General features: G+C 69.6%; 23 protein-coding genes, 1 tRNA gene and 1 pseudogene. 13 read left to right on the top strand and 12 right to left on the bottom strand.

Annotated features, from left to right (window positions below; translation table 11 throughout):
* Window positions 1-104 precede the first annotated feature (104 nt).
* Genes J2853_RS45605 through J2853_RS45595 form a run of 3 tightly spaced genes read left to right on the top strand, consistent with a single transcriptional unit; the run spans window position 105 to window position 1,665 of the window.
* Window positions 105-467 (top strand): YbaB/EbfC family nucleoid-associated protein, encoded by a 363-nt coding sequence (locus J2853_RS45605; RefSeq protein WP_307568272.1) that lies wholly within the window; start codon window positions 105-107, stop codon window positions 465-467.
* Window positions 464-772, top strand: a complete 309-nt coding sequence (locus J2853_RS45600; protein ID WP_307568270.1) for a hypothetical protein — start codon at window positions 464-466, stop codon at window positions 770-772. The genes J2853_RS45605 and J2853_RS45600 overlap by 4 nt, the downstream gene beginning before the upstream one ends.
* Window positions 769-1,665 carry a hypothetical protein gene (locus J2853_RS45595; RefSeq protein WP_307568268.1) on the top strand — a complete coding sequence of 299 codons (897 nt, stop codon included), beginning with the start codon at window positions 769-771 and terminating at the stop codon, window positions 1,663-1,665. Before J2853_RS45600 ends, J2853_RS45595 begins: the two co-directional genes overlap by 4 nt.
* A 96-nt stretch (window positions 1,666-1,761) precedes the next feature.
* Here J2853_RS45595 and J2853_RS45590 read toward each other — a convergent pair whose 3' ends face one another.
* From J2853_RS45590 to J2853_RS45580, 3 genes are read right to left on the bottom strand one after another with little or no spacing between them, the layout of a single operon-like run.
* Complete coding sequence (locus tag J2853_RS45590) at window positions 1,762-2,889, bottom strand: PucR family transcriptional regulator (RefSeq protein ID WP_307568266.1); 1,128 nt, start codon at window positions 2,887-2,889, stop codon at window positions 1,762-1,764.
* The gene (locus J2853_RS45585) at window positions 2,889-3,689 is read right to left on the bottom strand and encodes an ABC transporter permease subunit (RefSeq protein ID WP_307568264.1); all 801 of its coding nucleotides are present in this window, start codon (window positions 3,687-3,689) and stop codon (window positions 2,889-2,891) included. Before J2853_RS45585 ends, J2853_RS45590 begins: the two co-directional genes overlap by 1 nt.
* A complete protein-coding gene (locus J2853_RS45580) occupies window positions 3,658-4,578 on the bottom strand; it encodes an ABC transporter ATP-binding protein (protein ID WP_307568262.1) in 921 nt (306 codons plus the stop codon). The genes J2853_RS45585 and J2853_RS45580 overlap by 32 nt, the downstream gene beginning before the upstream one ends.
* Window positions 4,579-4,713: 135 nt before the next feature.
* On the opposite strand from J2853_RS45580, the gene J2853_RS45575 reads away from it, so the two are divergent.
* On the top strand, window positions 4,714-5,547 hold the full coding sequence (locus tag J2853_RS45575; RefSeq protein WP_307568260.1) for a patatin-like phospholipase family protein: 834 nt from the start codon (window positions 4,714-4,716) through the stop codon (window positions 5,545-5,547).
* A 35-nt stretch (window positions 5,548-5,582) separates the two neighbouring features.
* Window positions 5,583-6,617 carry a 1-acyl-sn-glycerol-3-phosphate acyltransferase gene (locus tag J2853_RS45570; protein ID WP_307568258.1) on the top strand — a complete coding sequence of 345 codons (1,035 nt, stop codon included), beginning with the start codon at window positions 5,583-5,585 and terminating at the stop codon, window positions 6,615-6,617.
* Window positions 6,618-6,866: 249 nt separating this feature from the next.
* On the opposite strand, the gene J2853_RS45565 is transcribed toward J2853_RS45570, so the two are convergent.
* Genes J2853_RS45565 through J2853_RS45555 form a run of 3 tightly spaced genes read right to left on the bottom strand, consistent with a single transcriptional unit; the run spans window position 6,867 to window position 8,723 of the window.
* A complete protein-coding gene (locus tag J2853_RS45565) occupies window positions 6,867-7,070 on the bottom strand; it encodes an SHOCT domain-containing protein (protein ID WP_307568257.1) in 204 nt (67 codons plus the stop codon).
* 10 nt (window positions 7,071-7,080) lie between these two features.
* Window positions 7,081-8,592: a cobyric acid synthase gene (locus J2853_RS45560; protein WP_307568256.1), complete on the bottom strand. Its 1,512-nt coding sequence runs from the start codon at window positions 8,590-8,592 to the stop codon at window positions 7,081-7,083.
* The gene (locus J2853_RS45555; RefSeq protein ID WP_307568254.1) at window positions 8,589-8,723 is read right to left on the bottom strand and encodes a hypothetical protein; all 135 of its coding nucleotides are present in this window, start codon (window positions 8,721-8,723) and stop codon (window positions 8,589-8,591) included. The genes J2853_RS45560 and J2853_RS45555 overlap by 4 nt, the downstream gene beginning before the upstream one ends.
* A 434-nt stretch (window positions 8,724-9,157) precedes the next feature.
* Between J2853_RS45555 and J2853_RS45550 the strand changes: the two genes are divergently transcribed.
* The 4 genes from J2853_RS45550 to J2853_RS45535 all read left to right on the top strand — a co-directional run bounded on the left by J2853_RS45550 (window position 9,158) and on the right by J2853_RS45535 (window position 12,248).
* Window positions 9,158-9,775: a DsbA family protein gene (locus tag J2853_RS45550; protein ID WP_307568252.1), complete on the top strand. Its 618-nt coding sequence runs from the start codon at window positions 9,158-9,160 to the stop codon at window positions 9,773-9,775.
* Between the two features lie 318 nt (window positions 9,776-10,093).
* A complete protein-coding gene (locus tag J2853_RS45545; RefSeq protein ID WP_307568250.1) occupies window positions 10,094-10,999 on the top strand; it encodes a LysR family transcriptional regulator in 906 nt (301 codons plus the stop codon).
* Window positions 11,000-11,108: 109 nt separating this feature from the next.
* Entirely contained in the window at window positions 11,109-11,300 is a 192-nt protein-coding gene (locus J2853_RS45540; RefSeq protein ID WP_307568248.1) for a hypothetical protein, read from the top strand.
* Between the two features lie 168 nt (window positions 11,301-11,468).
* Window positions 11,469-12,248 (top strand): SDR family NAD(P)-dependent oxidoreductase, encoded by a 780-nt coding sequence (locus J2853_RS45535; RefSeq protein WP_307568247.1) that lies wholly within the window; start codon window positions 11,469-11,471, stop codon window positions 12,246-12,248.
* A 416-nt stretch (window positions 12,249-12,664) separates the two neighbouring features.
* Here J2853_RS45535 and J2853_RS45530 read toward each other — a convergent pair whose 3' ends face one another.
* Both J2853_RS45530 and J2853_RS45525 read right to left on the bottom strand, forming a co-directional pair.
* Entirely contained in the window at window positions 12,665-13,630 is a 966-nt protein-coding gene (locus tag J2853_RS45530) for a cobalamin biosynthesis protein (RefSeq protein WP_307568245.1), read from the bottom strand.
* 103 nt (window positions 13,631-13,733) lie between these two features.
* Complete coding sequence (locus tag J2853_RS45525; RefSeq protein WP_307568243.1) at window positions 13,734-14,534, bottom strand: phosphotransferase enzyme family protein; 801 nt, start codon at window positions 14,532-14,534, stop codon at window positions 13,734-13,736.
* Between the two features lie 331 nt (window positions 14,535-14,865).
* On the opposite strand from J2853_RS45525, the gene J2853_RS45520 reads away from it, so the two are divergent.
* Both J2853_RS45520 and J2853_RS48090 read left to right on the top strand, forming a co-directional pair.
* Window positions 14,866-14,939, top strand: a tRNA-Arg gene (locus tag J2853_RS45520).
* Between the two features lie 593 nt (window positions 14,940-15,532).
* Window positions 15,533-15,741, top strand: a pseudogene (locus J2853_RS48090) (DDE-type integrase/transposase/recombinase); the annotation flags it as partial.
* Between the two features lie 7 nt (window positions 15,742-15,748).
* Here the strand turns inward: J2853_RS48090 and J2853_RS45515 are convergent.
* Complete coding sequence (locus J2853_RS45515) at window positions 15,749-17,149, bottom strand: IS30 family transposase (protein ID WP_307568241.1); 1,401 nt, start codon at window positions 17,147-17,149, stop codon at window positions 15,749-15,751.
* Window positions 17,150-17,468: 319 nt separating this feature from the next.
* Here J2853_RS45515 and J2853_RS45510 point away from each other — a divergent pair, with 319 nt between their 5' ends.
* Window positions 17,469-18,656, top strand: a complete 1,188-nt coding sequence (locus tag J2853_RS45510) for an ISAs1 family transposase (protein ID WP_307568240.1) — start codon at window positions 17,469-17,471, stop codon at window positions 18,654-18,656.
* Window positions 18,657-19,186: 530 nt separating this feature from the next.
* Here J2853_RS45510 and J2853_RS45505 read toward each other — a convergent pair.
* The 3 genes from J2853_RS45505 to J2853_RS45495 all read right to left on the bottom strand — a co-directional run bounded on the left by J2853_RS45505 (window position 19,187) and on the right by J2853_RS45495 (window position 22,974).
* The gene (locus J2853_RS45505) at window positions 19,187-20,809 is read right to left on the bottom strand and encodes an FAD-dependent oxidoreductase (RefSeq protein WP_307568238.1); all 1,623 of its coding nucleotides are present in this window, start codon (window positions 20,807-20,809) and stop codon (window positions 19,187-19,189) included.
* A 39-nt stretch (window positions 20,810-20,848) separates the two neighbouring features.
* Window positions 20,849-22,102 carry an MFS transporter gene (locus J2853_RS45500; RefSeq protein WP_307568236.1) on the bottom strand — a complete coding sequence of 418 codons (1,254 nt, stop codon included), beginning with the start codon at window positions 22,100-22,102 and terminating at the stop codon, window positions 20,849-20,851.
* 77 nt (window positions 22,103-22,179) lie between these two features.
* Complete coding sequence (locus J2853_RS45495; RefSeq protein WP_307568235.1) at window positions 22,180-22,974, bottom strand: alpha/beta fold hydrolase; 795 nt, start codon at window positions 22,972-22,974, stop codon at window positions 22,180-22,182.
* A 126-nt stretch (window positions 22,975-23,100) separates the two neighbouring features.
* Here J2853_RS45495 and J2853_RS45490 point away from each other — a divergent pair, with 126 nt between their 5' ends.
* Complete coding sequence (locus J2853_RS45490; protein ID WP_307568233.1) at window positions 23,101-23,313, top strand: 2TM domain-containing protein; 213 nt, start codon at window positions 23,101-23,103, stop codon at window positions 23,311-23,313.
* The last annotated feature ends 445 nt before the right edge of the window (window positions 23,314-23,758 follow it).

Here is a 23,758-nt window from a genome sequence, read left to right as displayed (position 1 = left end):
AATCGCGGGTTTTATACCTGATTTGCAGAGATATCGGGCTGCCCTCCTGTTAGCTTGGCGATGATCAATTGGATCTGCTGTCGACGCGATTCGGGAGGCTGCACGTGGCTTTCGATGGCGGAAGTGACGATGTCCACGGGGTCGGTGAGGCCGCCGGAGGGCTGGTGGGCGCCGAGGTCGGCACCGACGGGCTGCTCACGGGACTCCGTCTGAACCCGCGGGCGCTGCGACTGGGCTCGGACGCGCTGGCCGAGCACGTCGTCTCCGCCGTACGGGCGGCACAGAAGGATCGGCTCGGCCGGATCTCCCCGGACGGATCAGATGAACCACCGGCGCCGGAAGGACTGGACCCGGCGGCCCTGATCCGGCGTCTGGACGAGATGGAGATCCACGCCGCCCGCGGCTTCGAACGGGTGACCTCGACGCTCGAGGAGACGCTGCGGCACCTGGACGGCGGACGGCCGTGATCACTCCCCCCGAGGTGACCGTCGACGCCGTCGGCCGACGCCGCTCCGGACAGGGCTTCCAGACCCTGGCCGGCGAGTACGCGCTGTTCGCCGCGGGACTGAGAAGCCGGTGGAACGACGAGAGCCCGTTGCCGTACGAGGAGTTCGCCGGTCCCTATCGTGACCTGAGACGCACGCTGCTGGAGGGGTGCGAGCGGCTCGGTGAGGACCTGTGCCACACCGGTGACGGTCAGATCGTCATGGCGGCCAGGAACGAGCACGTCGAGCACCTCGGCGTCACGAACGTCCTCAGGGTTCAGGCATGAGCGTGATGACCGATCCGGCGGTCGTCGCCGGCCTCAGCATCCTCGGCATCCCCTCGCTGCCGGACGTCGACGTCCTCAACGAGCACATCAGAGAGCTGGACACGGCCGCGGCCTACCACCGGCGACTCGTCATCGACGGCGGGCACGCGTACCAGCTCGCCGGCGTCAACGACGGACCGGCCACCGACGCGCTGCGCACCTTCGTGACCGGCCACGAGGGAACCCTGCCCCAGGCAGGAGACCTCGCCGCCCGCCTCACCACCACGGCCGACGGCCTCCGCGTCTCGCGGGACACCATCGAATGGATCGCGGGCCTCCTCGCCGGAGTGGCCGTCGCCGCGGGGGCAGCCGTCCTCGCCGCCCCTCAGCTCCTGCCCCGCCTGGTCTCCATGGCCCGGCGGTTCGTCTCCATGCTGCGCACGATCCTGAACAGCGTCGGGCGCATCTTCAGACAGCTCCTCAAGACCCCCCGGGCCAGGAGGATCGAGACCGCCGCCGACCGGCTGCACGACAAGTGGCGTGCCAACTACCGGCTGCGCGAAGGCGACAAACCTCGCATCAAGGTGACCACCGACGAAGCCTGGATCAGAAGGCACGGCACGGACAGGGTCGACATCGCCGCCAGCCGGAACAGGGACCTGCCCACCGATCTTCAGAAGGAGAACGTGGACTCCGCGACCTCGGCGCTCCGGATCGTGGAGAACTCCCGGAAACGCGGCGTGGACACCGGCACCGAAGACTTCATGGAGACCGCCAGCAGCGACGTGCACGTCGAATGGCTCAAACGGAACGGCGAGTGGGCTCCGAAGGAGCAGAAGGTGCCCTACAGCGAGCTGTCCGAGTTCGAAAAGGAAAAGGATCGGGAGGTCGTCCGCGTGATACTCGGCCTCTGACCCCGCGATCACGGGCATCGCGGGGGCCGATGGTCTGCGGGGTGCGTGTGCCGCTCCTCCCGGTGAGGAGCGCGGCGCCGTTCGGAGGCGATGTGGTCAGCCCAGCGGGTGAGCGGGCCAGTCCAGCAGGCGGGCGCCCAGCACCGCCGTCTCCAGGGTGAACCGCTGGGTGGGATCGTCGGGCGAGAACCCGGTGAGACGGCGGATCCGCTCCAGCCGGTAGGTCACCGCCCTGGTGCTCACGCCGAGCTTGCGCGCGGCGGCGGCCTGGTTGCCCTGGGAGGCGAAGACTGCCTCCAGCGTGTCGAGCAGCGGCCCGGGCCCGCCCCTCGCCTCCAGCAACGAGCTGAGCACGGTCGTCACCAGGTCCTCGATGGCCGCCCGGTCGCGCAGGAGCACCGGAAAGACCAGCAGGTCGGCGGCCTTGAGCACGGGTGCCCGCAGTCCCAGCCGGTCACCGAGCTCGATGGCGTTGGCGCCCTCCCTGTAGGAGGTGACCACCCCGCCGGGGCCACGATGAGACCGGCCGAGCCCGACCCGCCAGCCGGGCGCGAACATCTGCCTCACGTGGTGGGTGAACTCCCCGGTCGCGACGGCGAGACTGCCCGGCACGACGCAGACGAGCATCCCCTCGCGGACGGCGATGAGCACGTTGTGCGAGCCGAACCGAGTGATCATCGCCTCCTCGATCCGCCGGGCCGGCATCCCGCCGTCGCCCGCCGCCCGGTCGCCCGCCCGGTCGCCCGCCCGGTCGCCCGCCCGGTCGCCCACGTGGTCGCCCACTTGGTCGCCTGCGGCCCGGTCGGGCGCCGGACCGTCCGCCTTCGGCCCGGCAGGCCGGGCCACCGCGACCATGTAGGTCTCGGCTAATCGGAGGCCGAAGTGCTCGGCCCGCTCGGCGAGCCTGTCCGCCCGGCCCTGGAGCAGATCGTTCACGAACTCCCTGCGCGCGTCCTCCTCCTGGCGCAGAGCCGACCGCTGGGCGTTCTCGTATCCCTCCATCAGGGCGGAGACCGTCCGCCTGAGGGCAGGGAGCGGCGGAGCCGTACTCATGGACTCGGCCATGAGCAGGGCGGCCTCGACCAGGGCACGCACGGACACTCCCCGCTCGGCGGCCCGCGCGCCGGTGGCACGGCAGTCGTCCAGCTCGGTCCGATCCGGCAGCCTGCCGGTGGCGGCCGCCTCCCGTAACGTCCGGAGGTGGCCGCCGAGGAGCTCGTCCATCAGACTCCTACGTCACGCCGATCGAAGGCGAGCATCGCGGTCAGCAGCAGCACGACCGTCGCGCCCGCCAGGACAAGGTAGTCCCCGACGGGAAGCCCCTGGTAGACGGGCCTGCCGTCCAGGAAGTAGTGGAACGGCGAGAGCCAGCGCAGCCAGGAGACGGCCGCCACGTCCCTGCCGAGCGTCTCCACCACGTAACCGCCCACCGCCCACACCCCGGTGACCGCCATGGCCAGGTTCTTGCGTCCCGTGGCCGCGCCCACGGTCGCGGTCACCGTGCCGAGGAACAACACCAGGAGATAGAGTCCGGTGTGCGCCGCGGCGATGTTGCCGAAGGGGACCCCCATGTCGAGGGCCGAGGCCATCCCCGCGATGAGCGCGAAGGTGAGGAGCGCGACGCCGAACAGGCCCAGGGCCAGGGCGGCGAACCGCTCCAGAAACAGCCTTCTCCGGTCGATCGGCAGCGTGAGGGTGAGCTCCAGCGTTCCCTTCTCCTCCGGCTGGGCGATCACCTGGTTGCCGAGGGCCACCGCGCACATGGCGAACAGCAGCGGACCGAACAGCTGGTAGGCCACCGCCTGGAGGTATCCGGCGCCGCTGGTGAAGTTGTCCAGCCCTCCCATGAGGTCCTTCATCGCCCCCGGGAACTTGGCCAGCGCGGCCGGGCCGTAGACCTCCGGATCCGCCACGATGGAGGAGTAGACCGACAGGTAGAGGAGCATGAAGGCGCCGATGCCGACGGTCCAGCCGATCAGCCCCCTGCGGTAGTCACGCAGACTTTTCGACACCAGCGCGGGCATGACGCGCCTCCTCTTCGCTGTAGTAGGTCAGGAAGATCTCTTCGAGGTCGGGCTCGGCGCTGACCATGTGCACCACGGTGAACCGCGCCGCGGCCTTGATCAGCGCGTCCGGGCGCCCGTCGATGGTGCAGCTCACCGCCGCCCCCTCCACCCGCAGCTCCCGCACGCCGGGCAGGTTCTCGAACGCCTCGCGGGGCACCGGGGCGTCGAAGTGGAACTCCACCCGGCGCACCGCCTTCTCCCGCAGCGCGGAGATGTCCTCCACCGCCACCAGCCTGCCGCCGCGGACGATGCCGACCCGGTCGGAGACGTGCTCGGCCTCGGCCAGCACGTGGGAGGACATCAGCACGGTCCGGCCCGAGACGCGGACCTCGCGGACCATGGACAGGAACTCCTGCTGCACCAGCGGGTCCAGGCCGCTGGTGGGCTCGTCCAGGATCAGGAACTCCGGCTCGTGCATGAACGCCTGGATCAGCCCGACCTTCTGCTTGTTGCCCTTGGAGAGCCTGCCCATCGGCACCGACAGGTCGGCCTCCAGCCGCTCGGCCAGCCCCTCGATCCGGCCCACGGGCACGCCGCCACGCACCGCGCCCAGGAAGGCGAGGTAGTCACTCGCCTTCTCCCTGCCCTCCAGGACCAGTTCCCCGGGCAGGTACCCGATCCGGCTCCGCACGCTCGCGTCACGGGGGTCCGTCCCGAGCACGGTCACCCGGCCCCTGGTGGGCCGGATCACGTCCAGGAGCAGCCGGATCGTGGTCGTCTTTCCTGAACCGTTCGGGCCGAGGTACCCGAACACCTCTCCGGGACGGATCACGAGGTCGAGATCCTCGAGTCCCCGGCGCTTACCGTAGAACTTGGTAAGTCCCTCGGTCTCCACTACCGCTGTCATGCCTCTGATCGTGCCTGTTTCGCCTTGGCCGGACCATGACCGAACCCCGACAGTTGGACGCCCCTTCGTTGCCCGAACCCGGAATCCACCGCCCGCTTTGGGTCCCGGCCCTCTGATGCGGTCTATCGTGATCCCATGAGCGTGGACACGGCCTTCGTACTGGGCGGCGGAGGCGTCCTCGGCGCCCACGAGGTGGGCATGCTGAGGGCACTGGACGAGGCGGGCATCAAGCCCGACCTGATCGTCGGCACGTCCGTGGGCGCGCTGAACGGCGTCATGTTCGCGGCCGCCCCCGGCGACGCCGTCGCACGCCTGACCGCACTGTGGAAGTCCGATGTGGTCCGTACGGCTTTCGCCGGGTCGTGGGTGACCCGCCTGTCCACCCTCGCCAAGACCGGCACCCACCTCCACTCCGCCGGCCCGTTGCGCGGACTGCTGACCGAGATGCTCCCGGTCGCCCGCATCGAGGACCTCTCCGTGCCGTTCCAGTGCGTGGCCGCCTCCGTCGAGCGCGCCGCCGCGCACTGGTTCGACAAGGGCCCGCTGGTCGACGCGGTCCTCGCCTCCTGCGCCGTCCCGGGGCTGCTGCCCCCGGTCCGCATCGGCGACGACCACTTCCTCGACGGCGGCCTGGTTCACAGCATCCCGGTCGGCCGTGCCGTCGCCCTCGGCGCGCGCCGCGTCTACGTGCTGCATGTCGGCCGGATCGAACGCCCCCTGGTCGCGCCGCGTAAACCGTGGGAGGTCGGTCTGATCGCCTTCGAGATCGCCCGCCGCCACCGTTTCACCGAGGAGATGGCCACCCTTCCCGACGACATCGAGGTCCACGTCATGCCGGCGGGAAGCGTCTCCCGCCCCGGAGTGGATCTCTCCCAACTGCGCTATCGCGATTCATCGCATATATCTGGGTATATCGACCGCGCCTACCAGGCCTCATCCACCTACCTGGCTCAATGCTCGTCCACCTGACCCATTGAGCGGTGCCGTACAGGAAGGAGTCACCCGTGCTCCCTCCTCGCATCATCCGCCGGCTCGTCCTCGCCCCCATGGTTCTCGTGCTCACCGTGGTGGCGGTGATCACCCTGCCGATCTGGCTGGCGGTGGTGACCGCGGCCTCGCTGCGCCTGCCGGTTCCGCAGCGGCGCGGCACCCGGCTGGTCTGGTTCGCGCTGGCCTGGCTGACCCTGGAGTCGATGGCGCTGGTCGCCAGCCTGGGACTCTGGGTGGCCGCCGGACTGGGCGGACGGCTCGACAAGGACGAATACCAGGAACGGCACTACGCCCTGATCAAGTGGTTCCTGTTCAAGGTGTACACCGTGGCCGTACGGATCTTCCACCTGAGCGTCGAGATCGACGAGCCGCCACGGACCTCCAACGAGCTCTCCCGCCGCCTCACCCGCCCGGTCATCGTCCTGTCCCGCCACGCGGGTCCCGGCGACTCGTTCCTGCTCGTCCATCACCTTCTCACCCTGTACGGCAGGCGCCCGAGGATCGTGATGAAGGCGGCGCTGCAGCTCGACCCGTCCCTGGACGTGATGATCAACCGCCTGCCCAACGCCTTCGTCCCCCGCAAGACCGCCGAGAGCGGCATCATCGCCGAGATCAGCCGCCTGTCCTCCGACATGGACGCCGACGACGCCCTGGTGATCTTCCCCGAGGGGGGCAACTTCACCCCCAAGCGCCGCTGGCGGGCCATCCTGCGGCTCCAGCAGAAAGGCCTGACCGAGGAGGCCGCCCGAGCCCGCAAGATGCACCACCTCCTCCCTCCCCATCCGGGCGGGGCCATCGCCGCCATCGACGCCTGCCCGGCCGCGGACGTGGTCTTCGTCGCCCACACCGGCCTCGACGACCTGATCACCCTCGGCGACATCTGGCGCAGGCTCCCGGTGCGCGCCGAGATCAAGGCCAAGTGGTGGCGCATCCGGGCCGCCGACATCCCTCGCGACCGCGAGAGCCAGACCCGCTGGCTCTTCGAACAGTGGGAGAAGATCGACGCCTGGATCGCCGAGAACCAGCCCTCTTCCTCCGCCACGACCTGACTACAGCAGCCCAATCCGCGTCGTTGGACGGAGAGCGGACGAGTTATGCAGTTCCTGCCCAGCGCGAACCGAATCGGAGAAATCCGCAGGGGGAGTTCACCGGTTTCGAACCTGGCCAGGCAGCGCGCCCTCATACTCGTCCAGCTTCTCGGGCGCGCACGGCAGGCTCTCGGCCCCCCGCGTCGCCGTGTGCCACTGCCCATGACGTCCATGAGCCCGGCGCCCCCGGACGAGCAGCGGAGGGCGGGGCTACCAGTCCTGTGACAGGCCCGACATCCGGCGGAGGTATTCGTCCTCGTCGATCTCACCGGCCGCGTAGCGGCGTTTGAGGATCTCCCGGGGGTCGTCGAGGACGGGCTTGCCCGGCGTGGAGCCGCGAAGCACCAGAACGACACCGATGACCACCACGGCGATCACCGCCACGATGAAGACGACCAACGCGATCCGGCCCATCGTTCACCTCCTACGTTCCATTGTGCGAGAAATCCGGGGCTTCGCGTAGGGCCCCGGGCGGCAAAGACGGAAGACCGCGCGGGGCGCCCCCCTCCAGGAGCCTGAGCAGGGCGTCGGTGTCGACGTTCCGCTCGATCAGGTCGCCCAGGGCGTCCAGCCGCTCCTCGCGCATCGCGGCGAAGGAGACGTCGGGGGCGGGGGTGAAGTCGCGGCCGGAGACGGCCGCCACGTCGGCGAGGAACGCCCGGCGGAAGTCGTCGTTCTCCAGGGCCCCGTGCCAGGTGGTACCCCAGACGGACCCGACCCGGCAGCCGTCCAGGAAGGGCTCGCCGCCCTCGGCCGTCACGACGCCGTGGTGGATCTCGTAGGCCGCGACGCGGCAGCCGTACGCGGTGCCGACCGGGCGGCCCAGCGTCTTGTCCGCCGCGAACTCCACCGTCGCGGGCAGCAGCCCGAGCCCCTCGACCCGGCCCGTCCCCGACTCGACGTCGTCGTGGATGGTTCCGGCGAGCATCTGGTAGCCCCCGCAGATGCCCAGCACGGCCCGGCCGGGCAGGGCCTCGGCCAGACCGGTGGAGCGGAGCCACGCCAGGTCGGAGACCGTGGCCCGGGAACCGGGCAGGACCACCAGGTCCGCGTCGTCGAGCTCGGCGGGAGAGGTCACGAAGCGGACCGTCACGCCGGGCTCGGAGGCCAGCGCGTCCACGTCGGTGAAGTTGGAGATGCGCGGCAGCCTGACCACCGCGACCCGCAGGGTCTGCCTGCCGTACGGCGTGCGCGCGCCGATCGCGGGCCGGTTGTCCAGGGCGAGGGAGTCCTCGACGTCCAGCCAGAGGCCGTCCAGCCAGGGCAGCACGCCGTAGACCTCGCGGCCGGTCAGCTCCCTGATCATGTCGAGGCCGGGTTCGAGGAGCTCGGGCGCCCCCCGGAACTTGTTGATCATGAAACCGGCGATCAGGGCCTGGTCCGCGGGCTCCAGCAAGGCCACCGTCCCGTAGAGCGAGGCGAAGACCCCGCCCCTGTCGATGTCGCCGACCACGACGACCGGCAGGTTCGCGGCGCGGGCCAGGCCCATGTTGGCGACGTCCCCCCTGCGCAGGTTGATCTCCGCCGGGCTGCCGGCGCCCTCGCAGATCACCACGTCGTAGGAGTCTCGCAGCCGTTCCAGCGCGTCCGTCGCGACCTGCCTGAGCCGCTCCTTGACCTGCCAGTACTCCATCGCGTCGACCTCGGCCATCGGCCTGCCCATGACCACGACCTGGCTGCGCCGGTCGCTGCCCGGCTTGAGCAGGATCGGGTTCATGTCCGCGCTGGGCTCCAGGCCGCACGCGGCGGCCTGCATCGCCTGGGCGCGGCCGATCTCGGCGCCGTCGGCGGTGACGAAGGAGTTGAGCGACATGTTCTGTGCCTTGTACGGCGCGACCTTCACGCCCTGCCGGGCCAGCCAGCGGCAGATGCCGGCGGTGACGACGCTCTTGCCCGCGTCGGAGGTGGTCCCGGCGACCAGCAGCGCCCCTCTCACGCTCCCACCGGCCGCGACTCGGCGAGCGGGACTCCGGAGCGGGCGAGCGCTCCGGCACGGGCCACGACCGGTCCGGCGGCACCGGGCCCGGCCGGAACCACGGGCAGTTCTCGGGGGGAATCGACCATCATGGTGACCAGCATGACGCGCCGCGCGCCGTACCGCCCACCTGGATCACCCGAAGGCTCCGAGAGCGAACGTGCGGTTCGGGCTCGGGAGCGCCCCCTTGGGGTCCGCGCGAGCGCATCCCCTTGGGTTCGCTCGACCGCATCCCCTTGGGGTTCGCGCGACCGCGGAACCTCTCCGGCCTCCGGATCGCCGTCGGCCCTCCGCGGTCGTCGCCTCGGGGGGTCCGCGCCGCGACCGCGGCACCTCGTGCGCGTGAGAACGTCCGCCTCTCCGAACCACGGGCGCGTCCCGAAGCGGGAGGTCCCCGCCTGCCACATCGGCCCAATCGGTTCGGCCCGAATTGGAACTTACAACTGGCCAATCCGGTGCCGACAATGGTTGCTGCCCGCCCCCTGGCGTGGCGCTGAACAGCGGACTCCCGTGAGGAGAGACTGATATGACGATCGCCCACATGTGGTTCGACCCCAAATGCCCCTGGGCCTGGATCGCCTCCCGCTGGCTGCTCGAAGTGGAGAAGGTTCGCGACGTACGGGTGCGCTTCCACGTGCTGAGCCTGTCGATGCTCAACGAGGGTCGTGAAGGGCTGGAGGAGTGGTACCGGCAGTGGCTGGACACCGGCTGGGGCCCGGCGCGGGTCGCCGTCGCGGTCGAGCAGAAGTACGGCGCCGAGCCCCTTCGTGAGCTCTACACCGCGCTGGGCACCCGGATCCACCACCGGAAGGCGCCGATCGACCGTGACCTGTACCTCGCCGCGCTGGCCGAGGTCGGCCTGCCGCCGGAGCCGGCCGACGCGGCCGAGACCACCGACCACGACGCGGCCCTGCTGGCCGGCAACCGGGCCGCGCTGACCCCCATCGGCGAGGACCTCGGCACGCCGGCGATCCACGTCCCCGCCCCCGACGGCGGGCTCGTCGCCTTCTTCGGGCCGGTGGTGACGCCGATTCCGCGCGGTGAGGCGGCCGGGAGGCTGTGGGACGGCGTGCTGCTGGTCGCCGGCACCGACGGGTTCTACGAGTTGAAGCGCAGCCGCACCCGTCGACCGACCTTCGACTGAGACCGCCGGCGACGCTCGCGGCCCACCCGTTCAGCGGGGTCGTGAACGCCGATCGGGTCACCGGTCATCCGGTGGCAAAGCGCGCGGAGGCCGCCCGTCATCCTGCTCTCCGAGTTCGGAGAGCAGGATGACGGGCGGCCTCATGCCCAGGTGCGACGGGGAACGGGTTCCCGCAACCGTGGCCGCGGCTGCGGGAACCCGTTCCGAGCATCACGATCCATATAGCCGCTGGTTATGCTGGACCTGTAGAGCCCCGACGTAGGCAGAGGTAAAAAAGCCGGCAGGGGACGACAACGGATGCAGCGATAAGGCATGGTTATGATGGATCGCCTGAATCTCGAAGGACTCCGGTACGCCCAGGCAGTCGCCGAGACCAAGTCGTTCAGCGCAGCCGCCCGGGCGTACGGCGTCACCCAGCCCGCCCTGTCCAACGGGATCGCCAAGCTGGAGGAGCGCCTCGGCGGGAAGCTGTTCGACCGGTCGCCGCGAGGGGTGACCCCGACCGCCTTCGGGGTCCGGATCCTGCCCCTGATCGAACGCGCTCTGACCTCGCTCGGCGCCGTCGCGGCGGAGGCCAAGCGGCTGACCGAGCCCGGTGAGCAGAAGATCCGCATGGGCGTCTCGCCCCTGATCGCCTCATCCCTGGTCGCCCGGGCGTTCAGCGTGGTGCGCGACCTGCCCGAACCCCGCGACCTGGTGCTGCGCGAGGCGAACATGCAGGACTTGCGCGAGTGCCTCCTGGCCGGCCGGCTCGACATCATCCTGATCCCGGCGGTCGCCGCGATGCCGCGCTTCGAGCACCGTGTCATCGACGTGGAGCCGATGGTCGTCGTCGGCTCCGGTCCCGCCCTGGGCACCCCGATCGAACTCGACGAGGCCGGCAAGGAGCCGTTCATCCTCGTCCCGGACACGTGCGGCCTGACGACGTTCACGACGCGGCTCTTCCAGTCTCGCGAAATGCCCTTGCGGACGTATCCGGGCGAGGCCGCCAGTTACAGCGTCCTGGAGGAGTGGACGCAGCTCGGCCTCGGATCGGCGATGGTCCCCCGCTCCAAGCTCACCTCGCCCGACGTGCCTCACCGGCCGCTGATGGACGAGGGCCGCGAGGTGCAGATCTCCTTCGAGGCGGTGTGGAGCGCCGAGTCCCCGCTCGGCGCCGATCTCACCCGGCTGGCCGGAGAGCTCGCCGCCGCACGTCAGCCATACACAGCGCTTATGGGCTGATTCAGCAGGATCCTCTACCGGACGCCATGCAGAATGCCTAACGTGGCAGGCACGTTGCGGTACTTCCCGGGCCGCCTCGTTTCCCCTGCCGATCGAGCGAGGCATAACCATGGCATATCTTGAGATCACCCCGCAGGTGGATTCCGCGAACCGGGTCGCCGCCGCCGGCGTTCGCAGGCAGCACAGGCAGCCGTTCCCGGACACCGTTGCCGGAGCCACCGGCAAGGAACTCCTCAACGGCTCCGGGGCCACGGCGCGGGCGCGGCACACCGTCCCGCCCGCATGCCCGCAAGAGCAGTGAGACGGTCGGGCAACCCCGGCCTCGGCCCCAGACGGACATGAGCCGGCCGTCCGCCGAAGTCCTCGTCCGTCAGCCGCTGGGCCCTCGGCCGTCTTCTTCCGTCCGGCCTCGAATCGGATCATCTCAGCCGCGTCGACGGCCACCTTCAACCATTGTCAGGAGCACCACATGTCCACCACCACCGACTTCACCGGACGGAAGGTCGTCGTCATCGGCGGCACCAGCGGCATGGGCCACGCCGTCGCCCGCCGCGTCCTGGCCGGCGGTGGCAGCGCCGTCGTCACCGGTCGTACGCAGGAGAGCGCCGACGAAGCGGTGTCCGGCCTCGCCGCTCACGGCACCGCCGTCGGTCTGGCCGCCGACCTCGCCGACCCGGCGGCCGTCGACCGTCTGCGCGCCGTCCTGACCGACCGGCACGCGGACGCCACCCTCCTTGTCAACGCCGCCGGCGTCTTCGCCCCCAAGCCCTTCCTGGAGCACACGCCCGAGGACTACGACCGCTACCAGGCCCTGAACCGGGCCTTCTTCCTCATCACGCAGACCGTCATCCGGAACATGATCGACCGTGGTGCGAAGGGAGCCGTCGTCAACATCGGCTCCATGTGGGCGCACCAGGCCATCGCCGCCACCCCCTCGTCGGCGTACTCGATGGCGAAGGCCGGGCTGCACTCCCTCACCCAGCACCTGGCCCTGGAACTCGCCTCCCACGGCATCCGCGTCAACGCGGTCGCCCCCGCCGTCGTCCGCACTCCCATCTATGAGGCGTTCATCCCCAAGGACCAGGTCGACTCCGTCCTCGACGGGTTCAACGCCTTCCACCCTCTCGGCCGCACCGGCACCCCCGACGACGTCGCCGCCACCGTGGCCTTCCTGCTGTCCGACCAGACCGACTGGGTCACCGGCGCCGTCTGGGACGTCGACGGCGGCGTCATGGCCGGACGCCACTGACCGCCTTCCGGCCGGTGATAACGACCGCGCGGACCCACCGCCTCACGCCGGGGCGGCGGCCCGCGCGAACGGCACCTGGACCATGACGGGGTGTCGGTCAAGGCTCGCGTCATCAGGTGTCGGTACAGGTGGGGTCGGGGGGATACCGGACAATACGCATGCGCTGCCGGTTCTGTCCGGTCAGCGGCAGGAGCCGACGAACGGGTCCATGCGATCGCGTGTGCCCGGTGGCGCGAGTCTCACCGGCACCCTGAACCGTGTCACCGGCCGGCGATGGGCGGAGCACCTCAGGCGGCCTGCTCCTCCGAACCACGACACGACAGCCACACAACGGCCACGCCCGGGGTCCTGCCGATGCGCCTCAGTGCTACCGGCGCGTGCCCCGGTCCTGCCGGTGTGCCTCAGTGCCATCGGTGCTACCGGCGCGTGCCCCTGAGCGCGGCGAGGACGGCCAGCCCGGCGGCCGCGAAGCCCACTGCTCGCGCCAGCCGTACGGACCTGCGGATGTCCTGGACCGACGGCTTGGGCCCCTCGCCCATCTCGGGCCGGTGCTCCACGCGGTCGCCGTAGACATTGGTGCCGCCGAGCGTGACGTCCAGCGCCCCCGCGAAGGCCGCCTCGCACCGGCCCGAGTTGGGACTCGGGTGGCGATGGCCGTCCCTGCGCAGTACGGCCGCCGCCTGGCGCGCCGAGCCCCCGATCAGGGGGGCGGCGAGCGCGGTGAGCAGCCCGGTGATCCGGGCCGGAACGAAGTTGGCCACGTCGTCGAGCCGGGCCGCGGCCCAGCCGAAGCGCTCGTAGCGCGCGCTGTGGTGGCCGACCATCGCGTCCAGCGTGTTGATCGCCCGGTAGGCGAGCAGTCCGGGAACCCCGGCCACCGCGCCCCAGAACAGCGGAGCCACCACGGCGTCGGAGGTGTTCTCCGCGATCGACTCGACGGTGGCCCTGGCCAGCTCCGGCGCCTCCAGCCGCGACGGGTCGCGCCCGCACAGGTGGGACAGCCTCCCGCGTGCCCCCGCGAGGTCGCCGTCCTCCAGGAACTCCGCCATGGCCACGCCCTCACGGCCCAGCGTCGTTCCGCCGAGGACGGACCAGGTCGCCACGGCGCTCAGCGCGCCTCGCACCACCGGATTTCCCCGCCGGGTCGCGGCGTATCCGAGCAGCGCCACCGGACCGACGCACAGGCCCACGTAGAGCACTCCCCTGCTCCGGGCGTCGCCGTACACCCGCTTCTCCAGCGCGGCCGCGGCCGTCCCGAACAGCGCCACCGGATGCCCTCGCCGGGGATCGGCGAACGCGGCGTCGATCGCGACCCCGGCGAGCATTCCCAGTGCCTCGGCCCACCTCGCCTCGCGCCGCCCGGACGTCGTCAGCCCGGACATCGCCAGCCCGAATTTCGGCTGCCCGGGTTTCGGCTGCCCGGATTTTTGCCCTCGCCATCCGCTTCGACCGCCCGAACCGGACAGACCAGGTGATCCAGAGGGGCTAGATGAGATGCTCATGGAGCTCATCCTGGTGGGTCTCAAGCCAGACGGCGGCCCGGCGGATGCGCGTGCCCGCTCCCTGAGCCCACATGCGGGCCCAGCCGCCGCCGATGGTGAGAGCTTTGTTGCGCATGGCCTGGTAGGAGCGGTCGAAACGGAGCAGGGCGAGATCCAGAAGGTGGCGGCGGTCACGGGGTGCGAGACCGTACGCGTCGCAGAACAGACGCAGCCGCGAGCCGATGTCCAGGCGACGCTGGAGCGGCTCCAGGTCGACGGGGTCGGCGATCGGAGCCCAGTGGCGCAAAGTGGTCACCAGGTCGAACAACCGGGTCGTCGGACGGGCCATGTCGAAGTCGATCAGTGCGGCCGGGAGCCCGTCGCGGAAGATCACGTTGTCGAGGTTGACGTCGCAGTGACCGATCAGCTCCGGGGGCGCGTCGTCGTTCGACCCGGCCTCCCACACGGCGTCCTGCGGCGGGACGAAGCTCGCCGAGGCGTCGTGGAAACTCCGCATCAGGCGCGCCAGCGCGACCAGCGACTCGCCGGTGAGCGCGTGGGCGGGCAGCGGCCTGAGCGCGGACTCGCCCTCGACGTAGGTCAGGATCTCCCTGTCACGCTCGTCCAGGCCCAGCACGCGAGGGGCGCCGTCGAACCCCGCCGCCTCAAGGTGACGCAGCAAGGCGTGCACGGAATGTGTGGAGGCCCTGACAGGTCTGCGGACGGTGTCGCCGACCCGCACCACCCCATCGGTGACATCACCGCCCACCAGGGGGATCTCTTCCTGGAGTGTGACGCCGAACATGGCACACGAGCCTAGACCGGTCCGCCCACCACCGGAGACGGTTTGGGGTGGGCCGGCCCGTACTCGAAGGCAATTCTCAGCCCCGTTGGGACCGGACAGGCCGAAGGCCGTGCCGGTCGGCACCTCGGCGCTCAATTTCAAGCCTTCGCCAAATCGCGATATATCGCAATATTTTTTCAGGATTGACCACCTCAAAGGTGGGCATTCCTCGGCTTGGACGTCCTCGTCGCCCCCTCTGGGCGGTTGGTGATCGACATCACAGGTGATCCTCACGACACAGGAGGAAAACCGATACATGGATGCTCCCAGGATCATGCACAATTAGGCGGGAGCACCCTTAGCTCAGCTGGATAGAGCATCGGACTTCTAATCCGACGGTCGCAGGTTCGAATCCTGCAGGGTGCACTGTCGAGGCCAGGTCATCCACGCGCTGACCTGGCCTTTTGCTTGCCCGCGACCCACACCCCTCATGCAGCCGCAGGCCGCCGAAAGCAGCCGTATGCCACTGCTCGCGGAACATACGCGGAATGGATCCGGCCCCGTTTTCCCAGGTGGGACCGGCGGTTTCGCAGGTTCGCGGAAGGATTCCGGGGCCGGAACGATGAAGGACTCCCAGGGGTGAGGCGACCTGATCGGGCGCGAAGGCATACAGCCGAGCCTCCTTCCAAACCTTGGCGTACGCGGACCCGGAGATCAGACCACCCGTGCGCGTACGAAACAGCCGGCCATCAGCGGCGACGCCGTGAGTGTCGATGTGGTCGCGCAGCATGGTCACCAGCTCTGGTGGGATCGGCATCAACCTCGTCTCCCGCTGGCCCCGATGCTTGAGACCGCGCTCGTCGTGGGTCTCCCCCGAGTCGGTGAACCGCTTGTTACTCTGCGGCTTGGTCCTCTCCAGCGTGAGCAGCCCTTGGGCACGGGGCAGTAGGAATGTTGATGCGCCGGGCCGGGCCGGCCGGGGTCACCCACCGGCTCAGGTGGCGCCGGATCAGTTGTGAGTCACCGATACCACCGAGCATCCCACCCGCGAGGGCACGGTCTACTGCGCGGTCGTGCTGGACGCCTACTCGCGCCGAGTGATCGGGTGGTCGGGTGGTCCATCGACTCCTCGCCAACGGCCGCGCTGGTGACCAACGCGCTCGGCATGGCCATCCAGTCGCGCATCCCACCGGTTGGTACGATCATCCACTCCGACCGGGGCGTGCAGCCTGGACTCAACCGGTCGTCGCAACACTGCTGCTCAGCAGCAAGTTTAGATGATCACTGAAGGCTTCTACCGGCGTTTTCCATTCGAGGGTTTTTCGGGGCCTGGTATTGAGCGCGAATGCTACGGCCGCCAACTCCTCAGCACCCCATCGTGACAGATCGGTGCCTTTGGGAAAGTACTGGCGCAGCAGGCCGTTGGTGTTCTCGTTGGTGCCCCGCTGCCAGGGGCTATGGGGGTCGGCGAAATAGACCTGCAGCCCGGTGTCGATGCGCAGCTGAGGATGCTGGGCCAGCTCCGTTCCACGGTCCCAGGTCAGTGAACGGCGTAGGTGCTCAGGCAACCCGGTGATCTCTTTGGTGATCGCGTCCCGCACGGCTTGGGCGCCGCGGCCGGCCAACGCCGGGCCGTTCTTCACGCGCTCCTGAGTGCCGTAGTCATCCATCCGGGGCAGGTGCAACAGCAGGGTGAACCGTGTCGTGCGCTCCACGAGGGTGCCGATCGCCGATCGTCCGGTGCCGATGATGAGATCACCTTCCCAGTGGCCCGGGACCGCACGGTCGTCGGCCTCGGCGGGGCGGGCGCTGATCAGCACCTCGGGGGTCACGTGGCCGCCGGCCTTGTGCCGTGCGCGTGCGCGCGGCACCCGCAGTGCACGCCCGGTGCGCAGACAGGCGACCAGCTCCCGCTTGAGCGCTCCTCGCCCCTGAATGAACAGGGCCTGGTAGATCGCCTCGTGGGAGATCCGCATGGTGTCATCCTCGGGGAAATCGACCTTCAGCCGGTGGGCGATCTGTTCCGGGCTCCACGATGTCGTCCAGCGGCGGTCCTGACGCCGAGGTTTGTTGCGCCCCTTCCACGGCGTCGTCTGCGGTCCCGCCACCGGCGTGCCGTCCGGGTGGCGGACCTGTCCGGCCAGCCGCTCCTGCACATACGCGCGCAGCCGCTGGTCGGCCGCCAGTTTGGCGGTCTTCGGCCGCCGGGCTCGACGCTCGGCGTGCCATTGCGCGACCGTCGCGCGATATTCCACGTCATAGGTCCGCGTTGAGGCGTTGCGCCGGATCTCGCGGGAGATCGTTGACGGCGACCGCCCCAGACGCCGCGCGATCTCGCGCACGCCGACCTTCTGGGCACGGTGCAACGCGATCTCTTCCCGCTCCGCGAACGACAGATAACGGCCCGACACCGTCGGGGCAAGGCATGGTCCCACCCCGCCAGCCTGGCGAAACCAGCGCGTTCCCACCGCCGGCGACACGCCGATCTGTGCCGCGGCGTCCTGCGAGGTCGCCCCCCGAGCGATCGCTTGCCAGAATCGCACGCGATCTTCACGCCAGGCGACAGTCGGCCGTCCCGGCGAGGGGATCTGACCGCGATACAACCGGACAGCCTGCTGCTTCTTGCCCAGGCCCATTCACCAACACCTCCACCGACGAAGTGTTGCGAGCACCGATTGAATCCACCCAGTTCGCCTCCTGGGCCTTTACCGAGCGTGCCAAAGCATCCGGTCTGGTGCCCTCGATGGGCAGTGTCGGCGACTGCTACGACAACGCCATGATCGAGGCATTCTGGTCTCGTATGCAGGTCAAGGCTGAGGCGTTCTCGGCTGCTGAGACGGTCGCAGCCCTGCAGCGGGCTGGCAGTAGAGGCCACCCCGATGCGGAGATGACAAACGCGACCCCTGATGATCGTCGGTGTCTAGCCAGTCGATCAAGAACAGGGGCCGCGTTCGCGTGCCATCATTCCCGATCAACGTGCTCGCCCGCCACTTGGAGCACGTCCCCGCTTTCGACCCATCGACCGATCTGCCCGCGCTGGCCGAGGTACTGGGCACCCTGCCCGACCCACGCAGCCACCGCGGACGTCGCTACCGACTCGGCCCACTGCTGGCCCTAACCCTGCTCGCCGTACTCAGCGGAGCCACCTCCATAGCGGCGATCAACAGATCCATCCACGGATACGACCCGGACATCCTGTCTCGTGCCGGGCTCCCCGGCACCGTTCGCCTGGCCGCCAGCACCCTGCGGCGACTACTCGCCCGCCTGGACGGCGACGCCTTCGACACCACGACCGGCACCTACCTGGCCACCCTCGCCGCCGACGGCCCGCCCGCCACCGACCACCCCGAAAGCCGACCACCGCTGACCGGCCTGGCCATCGACGGCAAGACCCTACGCGGCAGTCGCACCGCCAACGGCACGGTGCACCTGCTGGCCGCCTTGCGCCACGACACCCAGACCGTCGTCGCCCAACGCCAGGTCACCGCCAAGAGCAACGAGATCCCTGCAGTTGCGCCCCTGCTGTCCGGCCTGGACCTGTCCGACGTGGTAGTCACCGCCGACGCCCTGCATACCCAGCACGCCCATGCCCGCCAGATCATCGACTCCGGCGGCCATTACCTATTCATCGTCAAAGGCAACCAGCCCACCTTGCACCGCCGGCTCAAGGCTCTGCCCTGGCGCCACGCCCTGCTCAACGACCGCACCGATACCCGCGGCCACGGCCGCCGCGAGATCCGCCGCCTGAAGATCTGCACCGTCCGGCCCGGCCTGCCCTTCCCCCACGCCGCCCAGGCCATCCAGGTCAAACGCCGCCGCACCGACCGCCGCACCGGCAAAACCACCATCGTCACGATCTACGCGATCACCAGCCTGCCGCCCGGCCGCGTCACCCACGCCCACCTCGCCACACTGATCCGCGGCCACTGGAGTATCGAGGCCCTGCACCACATCCGCGACGTCACCTACCGCGAAGACGCCTCACGCGTTCGGACCGGCACCGCCCCACGGGTCATGGCGAGCCTGCGTAACCTGGCCATCGGCCTGGCCCGCTTGATCGGCTGGACCAACATCGCCGCCGCCATCGACCACTACCGCAGCCACCCCACGGACGGCCTTCAGCTACTCGGTCTCACAACATGAGAACGCTTCGGCCCTGCCCAGTAACCGGAGGGCGAAGACCTTCTCCTCGAACGTCGCTCTGCGACCTTTTCTGGCCATACTCCAAGCATGTCCCCGCCGGAACGCGATCTCCCACCGCCACCCAACAAGTACCAAAACTTATGATCGGCTCAGTAGAGACCACCACCGATCGTAGGTGCGCGGATCGGTCCAACGCCTACTACCGGCAGGGGATCCCTTCCTACTGTAAGTGGCACGTACCACTCAGCATCGGCTACAGCGAGCTTTGGGCGTACCTCTGATCGAAGGAGCCGAAGCCGGCGGGTGACCGCGGAAAGAGATTTCCGCGGTCTTCTTTCCCACCGGTCTTCGCTCGGAGCCCCGGCGAGTCGAACTTTTGATGGGGTTTGTTCGTGGGCATCTGCCGAGGCAGGTCAGGAAACGCCAGGCCGTCACAGGCGGAAAGGCACGGTTCCCGAAGATCAGAGGTCTCTGACGCCACCTGATCCGAAGAGGAAACCGTGCCTGTCGCGCGACCGGCCGATCACGCGTCAGTCGTCGGCGAGTACCGCGTGGACGGAGGAGACCGCGCTCGCGCCATCGCCGACGGCGGTGGCCACTCGTTTCGTCGAACCCGAGCGGAGGTCGCCGACCGCGAAGACCCGGGGTGCGCTCGTCTGGAACGGCAGGGGCTTACCGGACGATCCGGCGGGCAGCCGGCTGTCCGTGAGGATGAAGCCGTCGTCGGCCTTGGCCACGTCGGAAAGCCAGCCCGACACCGGGTCGGCGCCGACGAAACAGAACAGCGCGTGGCAAGCCAGCCGGTCGTGCCGTCCGCCCGGCCTCTCGACGACGATCGAGGTGAGGGTGCCGTCGCCGGCCAGCTCGCGGACCGTGCTGCCGGTGTGGACCTGGATCCGGGGGTGCGCACGGATCCGGTCGGTCAGGTAGGACGACATCCGAGTTCCGAGGTCGTGGCCGCGGATGATCAAATCCACCGTCGCACCTCGGGCCGCGAGGGACAGGGCCGCCTGCCCTGCCGAGTTGGCGCCCCCGACGACCGTCACCGGCTGGTTCTCACAGCCTCGGACGTCCAGTTCGGTCGCCGCGTACCGGATGCAGCCGGCCCGCTCGAACGCCGCCCATCGCGGGATGTCGAGACGCCGGTAGCGCGCCCCGGTAGCGGCGATCACCGCGCGGCACTGAATGCGCACGCCGTCCTCCAGCAGGACGGCCGGCCGTCGATCGTCGGAGAGGTCGAGGCCTGTCACCGCACAGGGCGAGTGGATCCGTACGCCGAACTTGAGCGCCTGGACCATCGCCAGACGGGTCAGGTCCGCGCCGCTGACCCCCTGGGGGAAGCCCAGGTAGTTCTCGATGCGGGCGCTCTTGGCGGCCTGACCGCCGAGCCCGCTCTGGTCCAGGAGCACGGTGACGAGGCCCTCGGACGCCCCGTACACGGCGGCGGCCAGACCCGCCGGGCCGGCGCCCACCACGACGAGATCGACCGGACGCCCGTCGGCCCGGTAGGTGAGGCCGAGCGCCTGCGCGACCGTTCCGGGCGTCGCGCGCCGCAGCACCGAACCGTGGACGACCGCCGCCGGAAGGTCGTCCACCGTGAGCCCGGCCGCCGCCATCAGCGATCGCCCGGGGTGCGAGGTGGCATCGCGCCAGGAATGCGGCAGGAGCATCTGCGTCGCGTAGGTGCGCAGTTCGAGGGTCTCCGTGTCGTCCGGCCGGCCGACGATCTCCAAGGCGCTGCCGGCGGCCGAGCGGATGACCTCGCGCCGTTCCCGGAACGCCGCGAGCAACAGGTCGGCGATGTCGTCCTGTTCGGCGAGGACTCGGCGCAGATTCACCGCCCCGATTCGGACGACCGTCCCGGCGGACACCACCCGGGCGGTCAGGTAGACGTGCTGGCCGGTCAGCAGGTTGAGCTCGCCGAGGAAGTCTCCGGGGCCGCCCTGGTAGACCAGACGTTCCGGCTCGATCGCCGTCGCGTCCCGGACGATGTCCACAGTCGCCGTCAGGAGCAGGAAGAAGTCGTAGAAGTCGTCGCCGGACGCGTACAGGTCCCGGCCGGTCTCGGCGTGCTCCACCTCGCCGTACTCGGCGAGCCGGCGGAACTGCTCGTCGTCCAGGACCGGCCCGCGCCGCGCCGCGCCGTCTTTCATGTGGTTCCTCCGTCGCACCGGACCAGAACGGATCTTCCGCTATGACACTGGTCGAGCGGGGCTCAGCTGGGAAACGGGATTCACCCGGGCGACGGTCACGACGTACAGGAGCAGACCGGCGGTGGTGAGGGCGAAACCGGCCCAGACGGTGGACAGGGTTCCCCAGCCGGCTTCGATGGTGACCGCTCCGCCGATCGCGCCAAGGGAGTTGGCCAGGTTGAGGGCGGCGAGGTTGAGCGCGCCCATCAGGGTCGGGGCATCCGGCGCGAAGCCGGTCAGCCGGACCTGGATGGTGGGGATCGCGAACATCATGGTCGCGCCGACGCCGAACAGGCAGGGCAGCAGGATCAGCAGGTTGTCGCCGGCCACACCGATCAGCGCCAGGAGCACCAGGACACCGCCATAGCCCCAGGCCAGGCCGCGGTGCTCGTACCGGTCGGCGACGCGTCCGCCGAGATGGTTGCCGACTGCCATGCCGAGGCCGAAAACGGCGAGTGCGATCGGGATGAACGCGGCGTCCCGCAGCGCCGCGTCGGTGACGAAGGGGCCGATGAACGTGTAGACGGCGAAGATGCTGGAGATGCCGAGCGCCGCGACGGTGACCATCAGCCAGACGTTGAGCCGGCGGAGGCCGTTCAGCTCGTTCCTGATGGAGCTGCCGTGCAGGTCGTCGGTGCGGGGCAGCCAGGCCACCAGGGCGGCGCCGGCGAGCAGGCCGACGGCGACCACGGTCCAGTACATGAAGCGCCAGCCGGCGTTCTGGCCGATGAGGGTGCCGAGCGGTGACCCGGCGATGGTGGCGACGGTGAGTCCCCCCATCACCGTGGCGAACGCCTTTCCGCCCTGGCCCGGGCCGTACACATACGCGGCGACGACGGCCCCGGCGCCGAAGAACGCACCCTGCACGCTGCCGGCGACGAACCGGAAGACGACGAGCAGCGCGATGTTCGGCGCCAGCGCGGAGAGCCCGTTGCCGACCAGGAAGAGCGCGATCAGGCCGAGCAGCAGCGTGCGCCGGTTGACCCGGACGGCGAGCAGGATGATCGCCGGAGAGCCGATCACCACCCCGAAGGCGTACGCGGTGATCGCGTATGTGGCGACCGGGATCGACACGTTCAGGTCGGACGCGAACAGCTGGATGATGCCGTTGCTGCCGAACTCGCCGGTGCCGATCGCGAAGGTGCCCAGCGCCAGTGCGAACAACGTCAGCTTCGGATTGCCGATGGGCGACCGGGCGGAGGTGTGCCGTTTCTCCTCGGCAGTGCACTGGCCTTCGTACGCACGCTGATGCATCGTCTTGTCCTTTGGAGGTTCAGCCGAACGGCGTATGTGCCGGTACGGGACCGGACACCGCCGTCTCCTTCGTGGTGTCAGCGCGCGGCGCGCTTGATGAGGTCGGCCGTCACGGCGGGTTCCGAGATCATCGCGACGTGCGAGGCGCCGACCTCGCGGACCTGCGACCCGGCCCGCCGCGCCATGAACCGCTGCGCCGCGGCGGGGAGCACCTGGTCGTCGCGGGCGACGAGGTAGTGGGAGGGAATGGTCTTCCACGCCGGGGCGCCGGACGGCTCCCCGAGCGTGCGCGCGTCGGCAGGACGCTGGCCGGCCCACATCAGGTCGGTCGTCGCCCTCGGCACGTCGCCGGCGAAGACGCCGCGGAAGACCTCCTTCTTGATGTATCCGTCGACGAGGCCATCACCGTAGGGACGGAAGTCCAGCGCCGCCTCGTTGAGCTTGCTTCCCGGGTACTTCGTCTGCAGGCCCAGCAGCGTCTCACCTTCATCGGGGGCGAACGCGGCCACGTAGACCAGTGCTTTCACGTTCGGGTTACCGGTCGCGGCGTTCGTGACGACGATCCCGCCGTAGGAGTGCGCGGCGAGCACGATCGGGCCGCTGAGCGTGGCGAGGATGCCGGCCAGGTAGGCGGAGTCGGCGGCCACGCTGCGCAACGGGTTCGCCGGGGCGATGACCGGGTAGCCCTCGCGGATGAGCCGGGCGGCGACGTCGTTCCAGCCGGAGGCGTCGGCGAACGCGCCGTGCACGAGCACCACGGTGGGTTTGGGCTCGGTTTTCGGCCGGGAGTGTGCCTGCGCCGCGGGTGCTCCGAGCAGAGCGCCGGCCGCGGCCGCGGCGGATCCGGCCAGCACCGCTCTACGAGTCGTCATCAATGTCAACCTTTCAACACATGGTGTTCGAACCTCAATTGCGGGATCAATGTAAAGACCGGGTACTTGACGATCACTGAACCACCGGTTCACTCGTCGTCAAGTGCGTCGATCTAGCCTGCGAGAATGAGATCGCTGAAAAGTGAAAGCGCCAGAAAATGGGGCCTGTGGGTGCACCTGTTTTGGTATGTCGTAGCCAATCTGACCCAGGTCGTGGTGTGGTGGGCCTACGACAAGGAACACCATTTCTGGCCCGTGTGGTCGATAGTCTTCTGGGGCATCGCGCTGGCCTTCCACGCCCGGGCGGTCTTCTCGCCGTCCACATCGAATTCCAGGTGATGAATCGAATGCCAGGCGATAAGCCGTGGCGTTCTTCCTGTGATTCGTGCGCGATCCCATGACGGCTGATTCGTGTGCGATCCCGTGACGGCCGGCGCGGTCGCACCGAGCGGCCCGGAACCGGCCAGGGGTGGCGACAGGGGTGGCACCCCGGCCGGTTCCCCGGGCACCTGTCGAGCGGCCGGCGTTTGCCTCAGGTCGCGCGGACATCAGCCGGCGGGGAAGTCGCCGTTCACTCCTCGCGGGGTTCGTTCAGTGTCAGTCAAGTTCGCATTCGTACATTGAGGCCGCTGGGAACGGACTCAAGCCGAGGGGACCACAACGATGACGACCACCCGCCGAACACCGCCGGCCGGATCCGCCGCGGTCGCCACCGGCGCACCGCTCGGCGCGTCCGCCGCGCAGGCACCCGACCTGCCTTCCACCCCAGCCCGTGCGTGACCCG

The organism is Streptosporangium lutulentum, from assembly GCF_030811455.1.
In the GTDB taxonomy this organism is placed as follows: Bacteria; Actinomycetota; Actinomycetes; order Streptosporangiales; family Streptosporangiaceae; genus Streptosporangium; species Streptosporangium lutulentum.
This window is presented reverse-complemented; position numbering and strand designations above follow the sequence as displayed.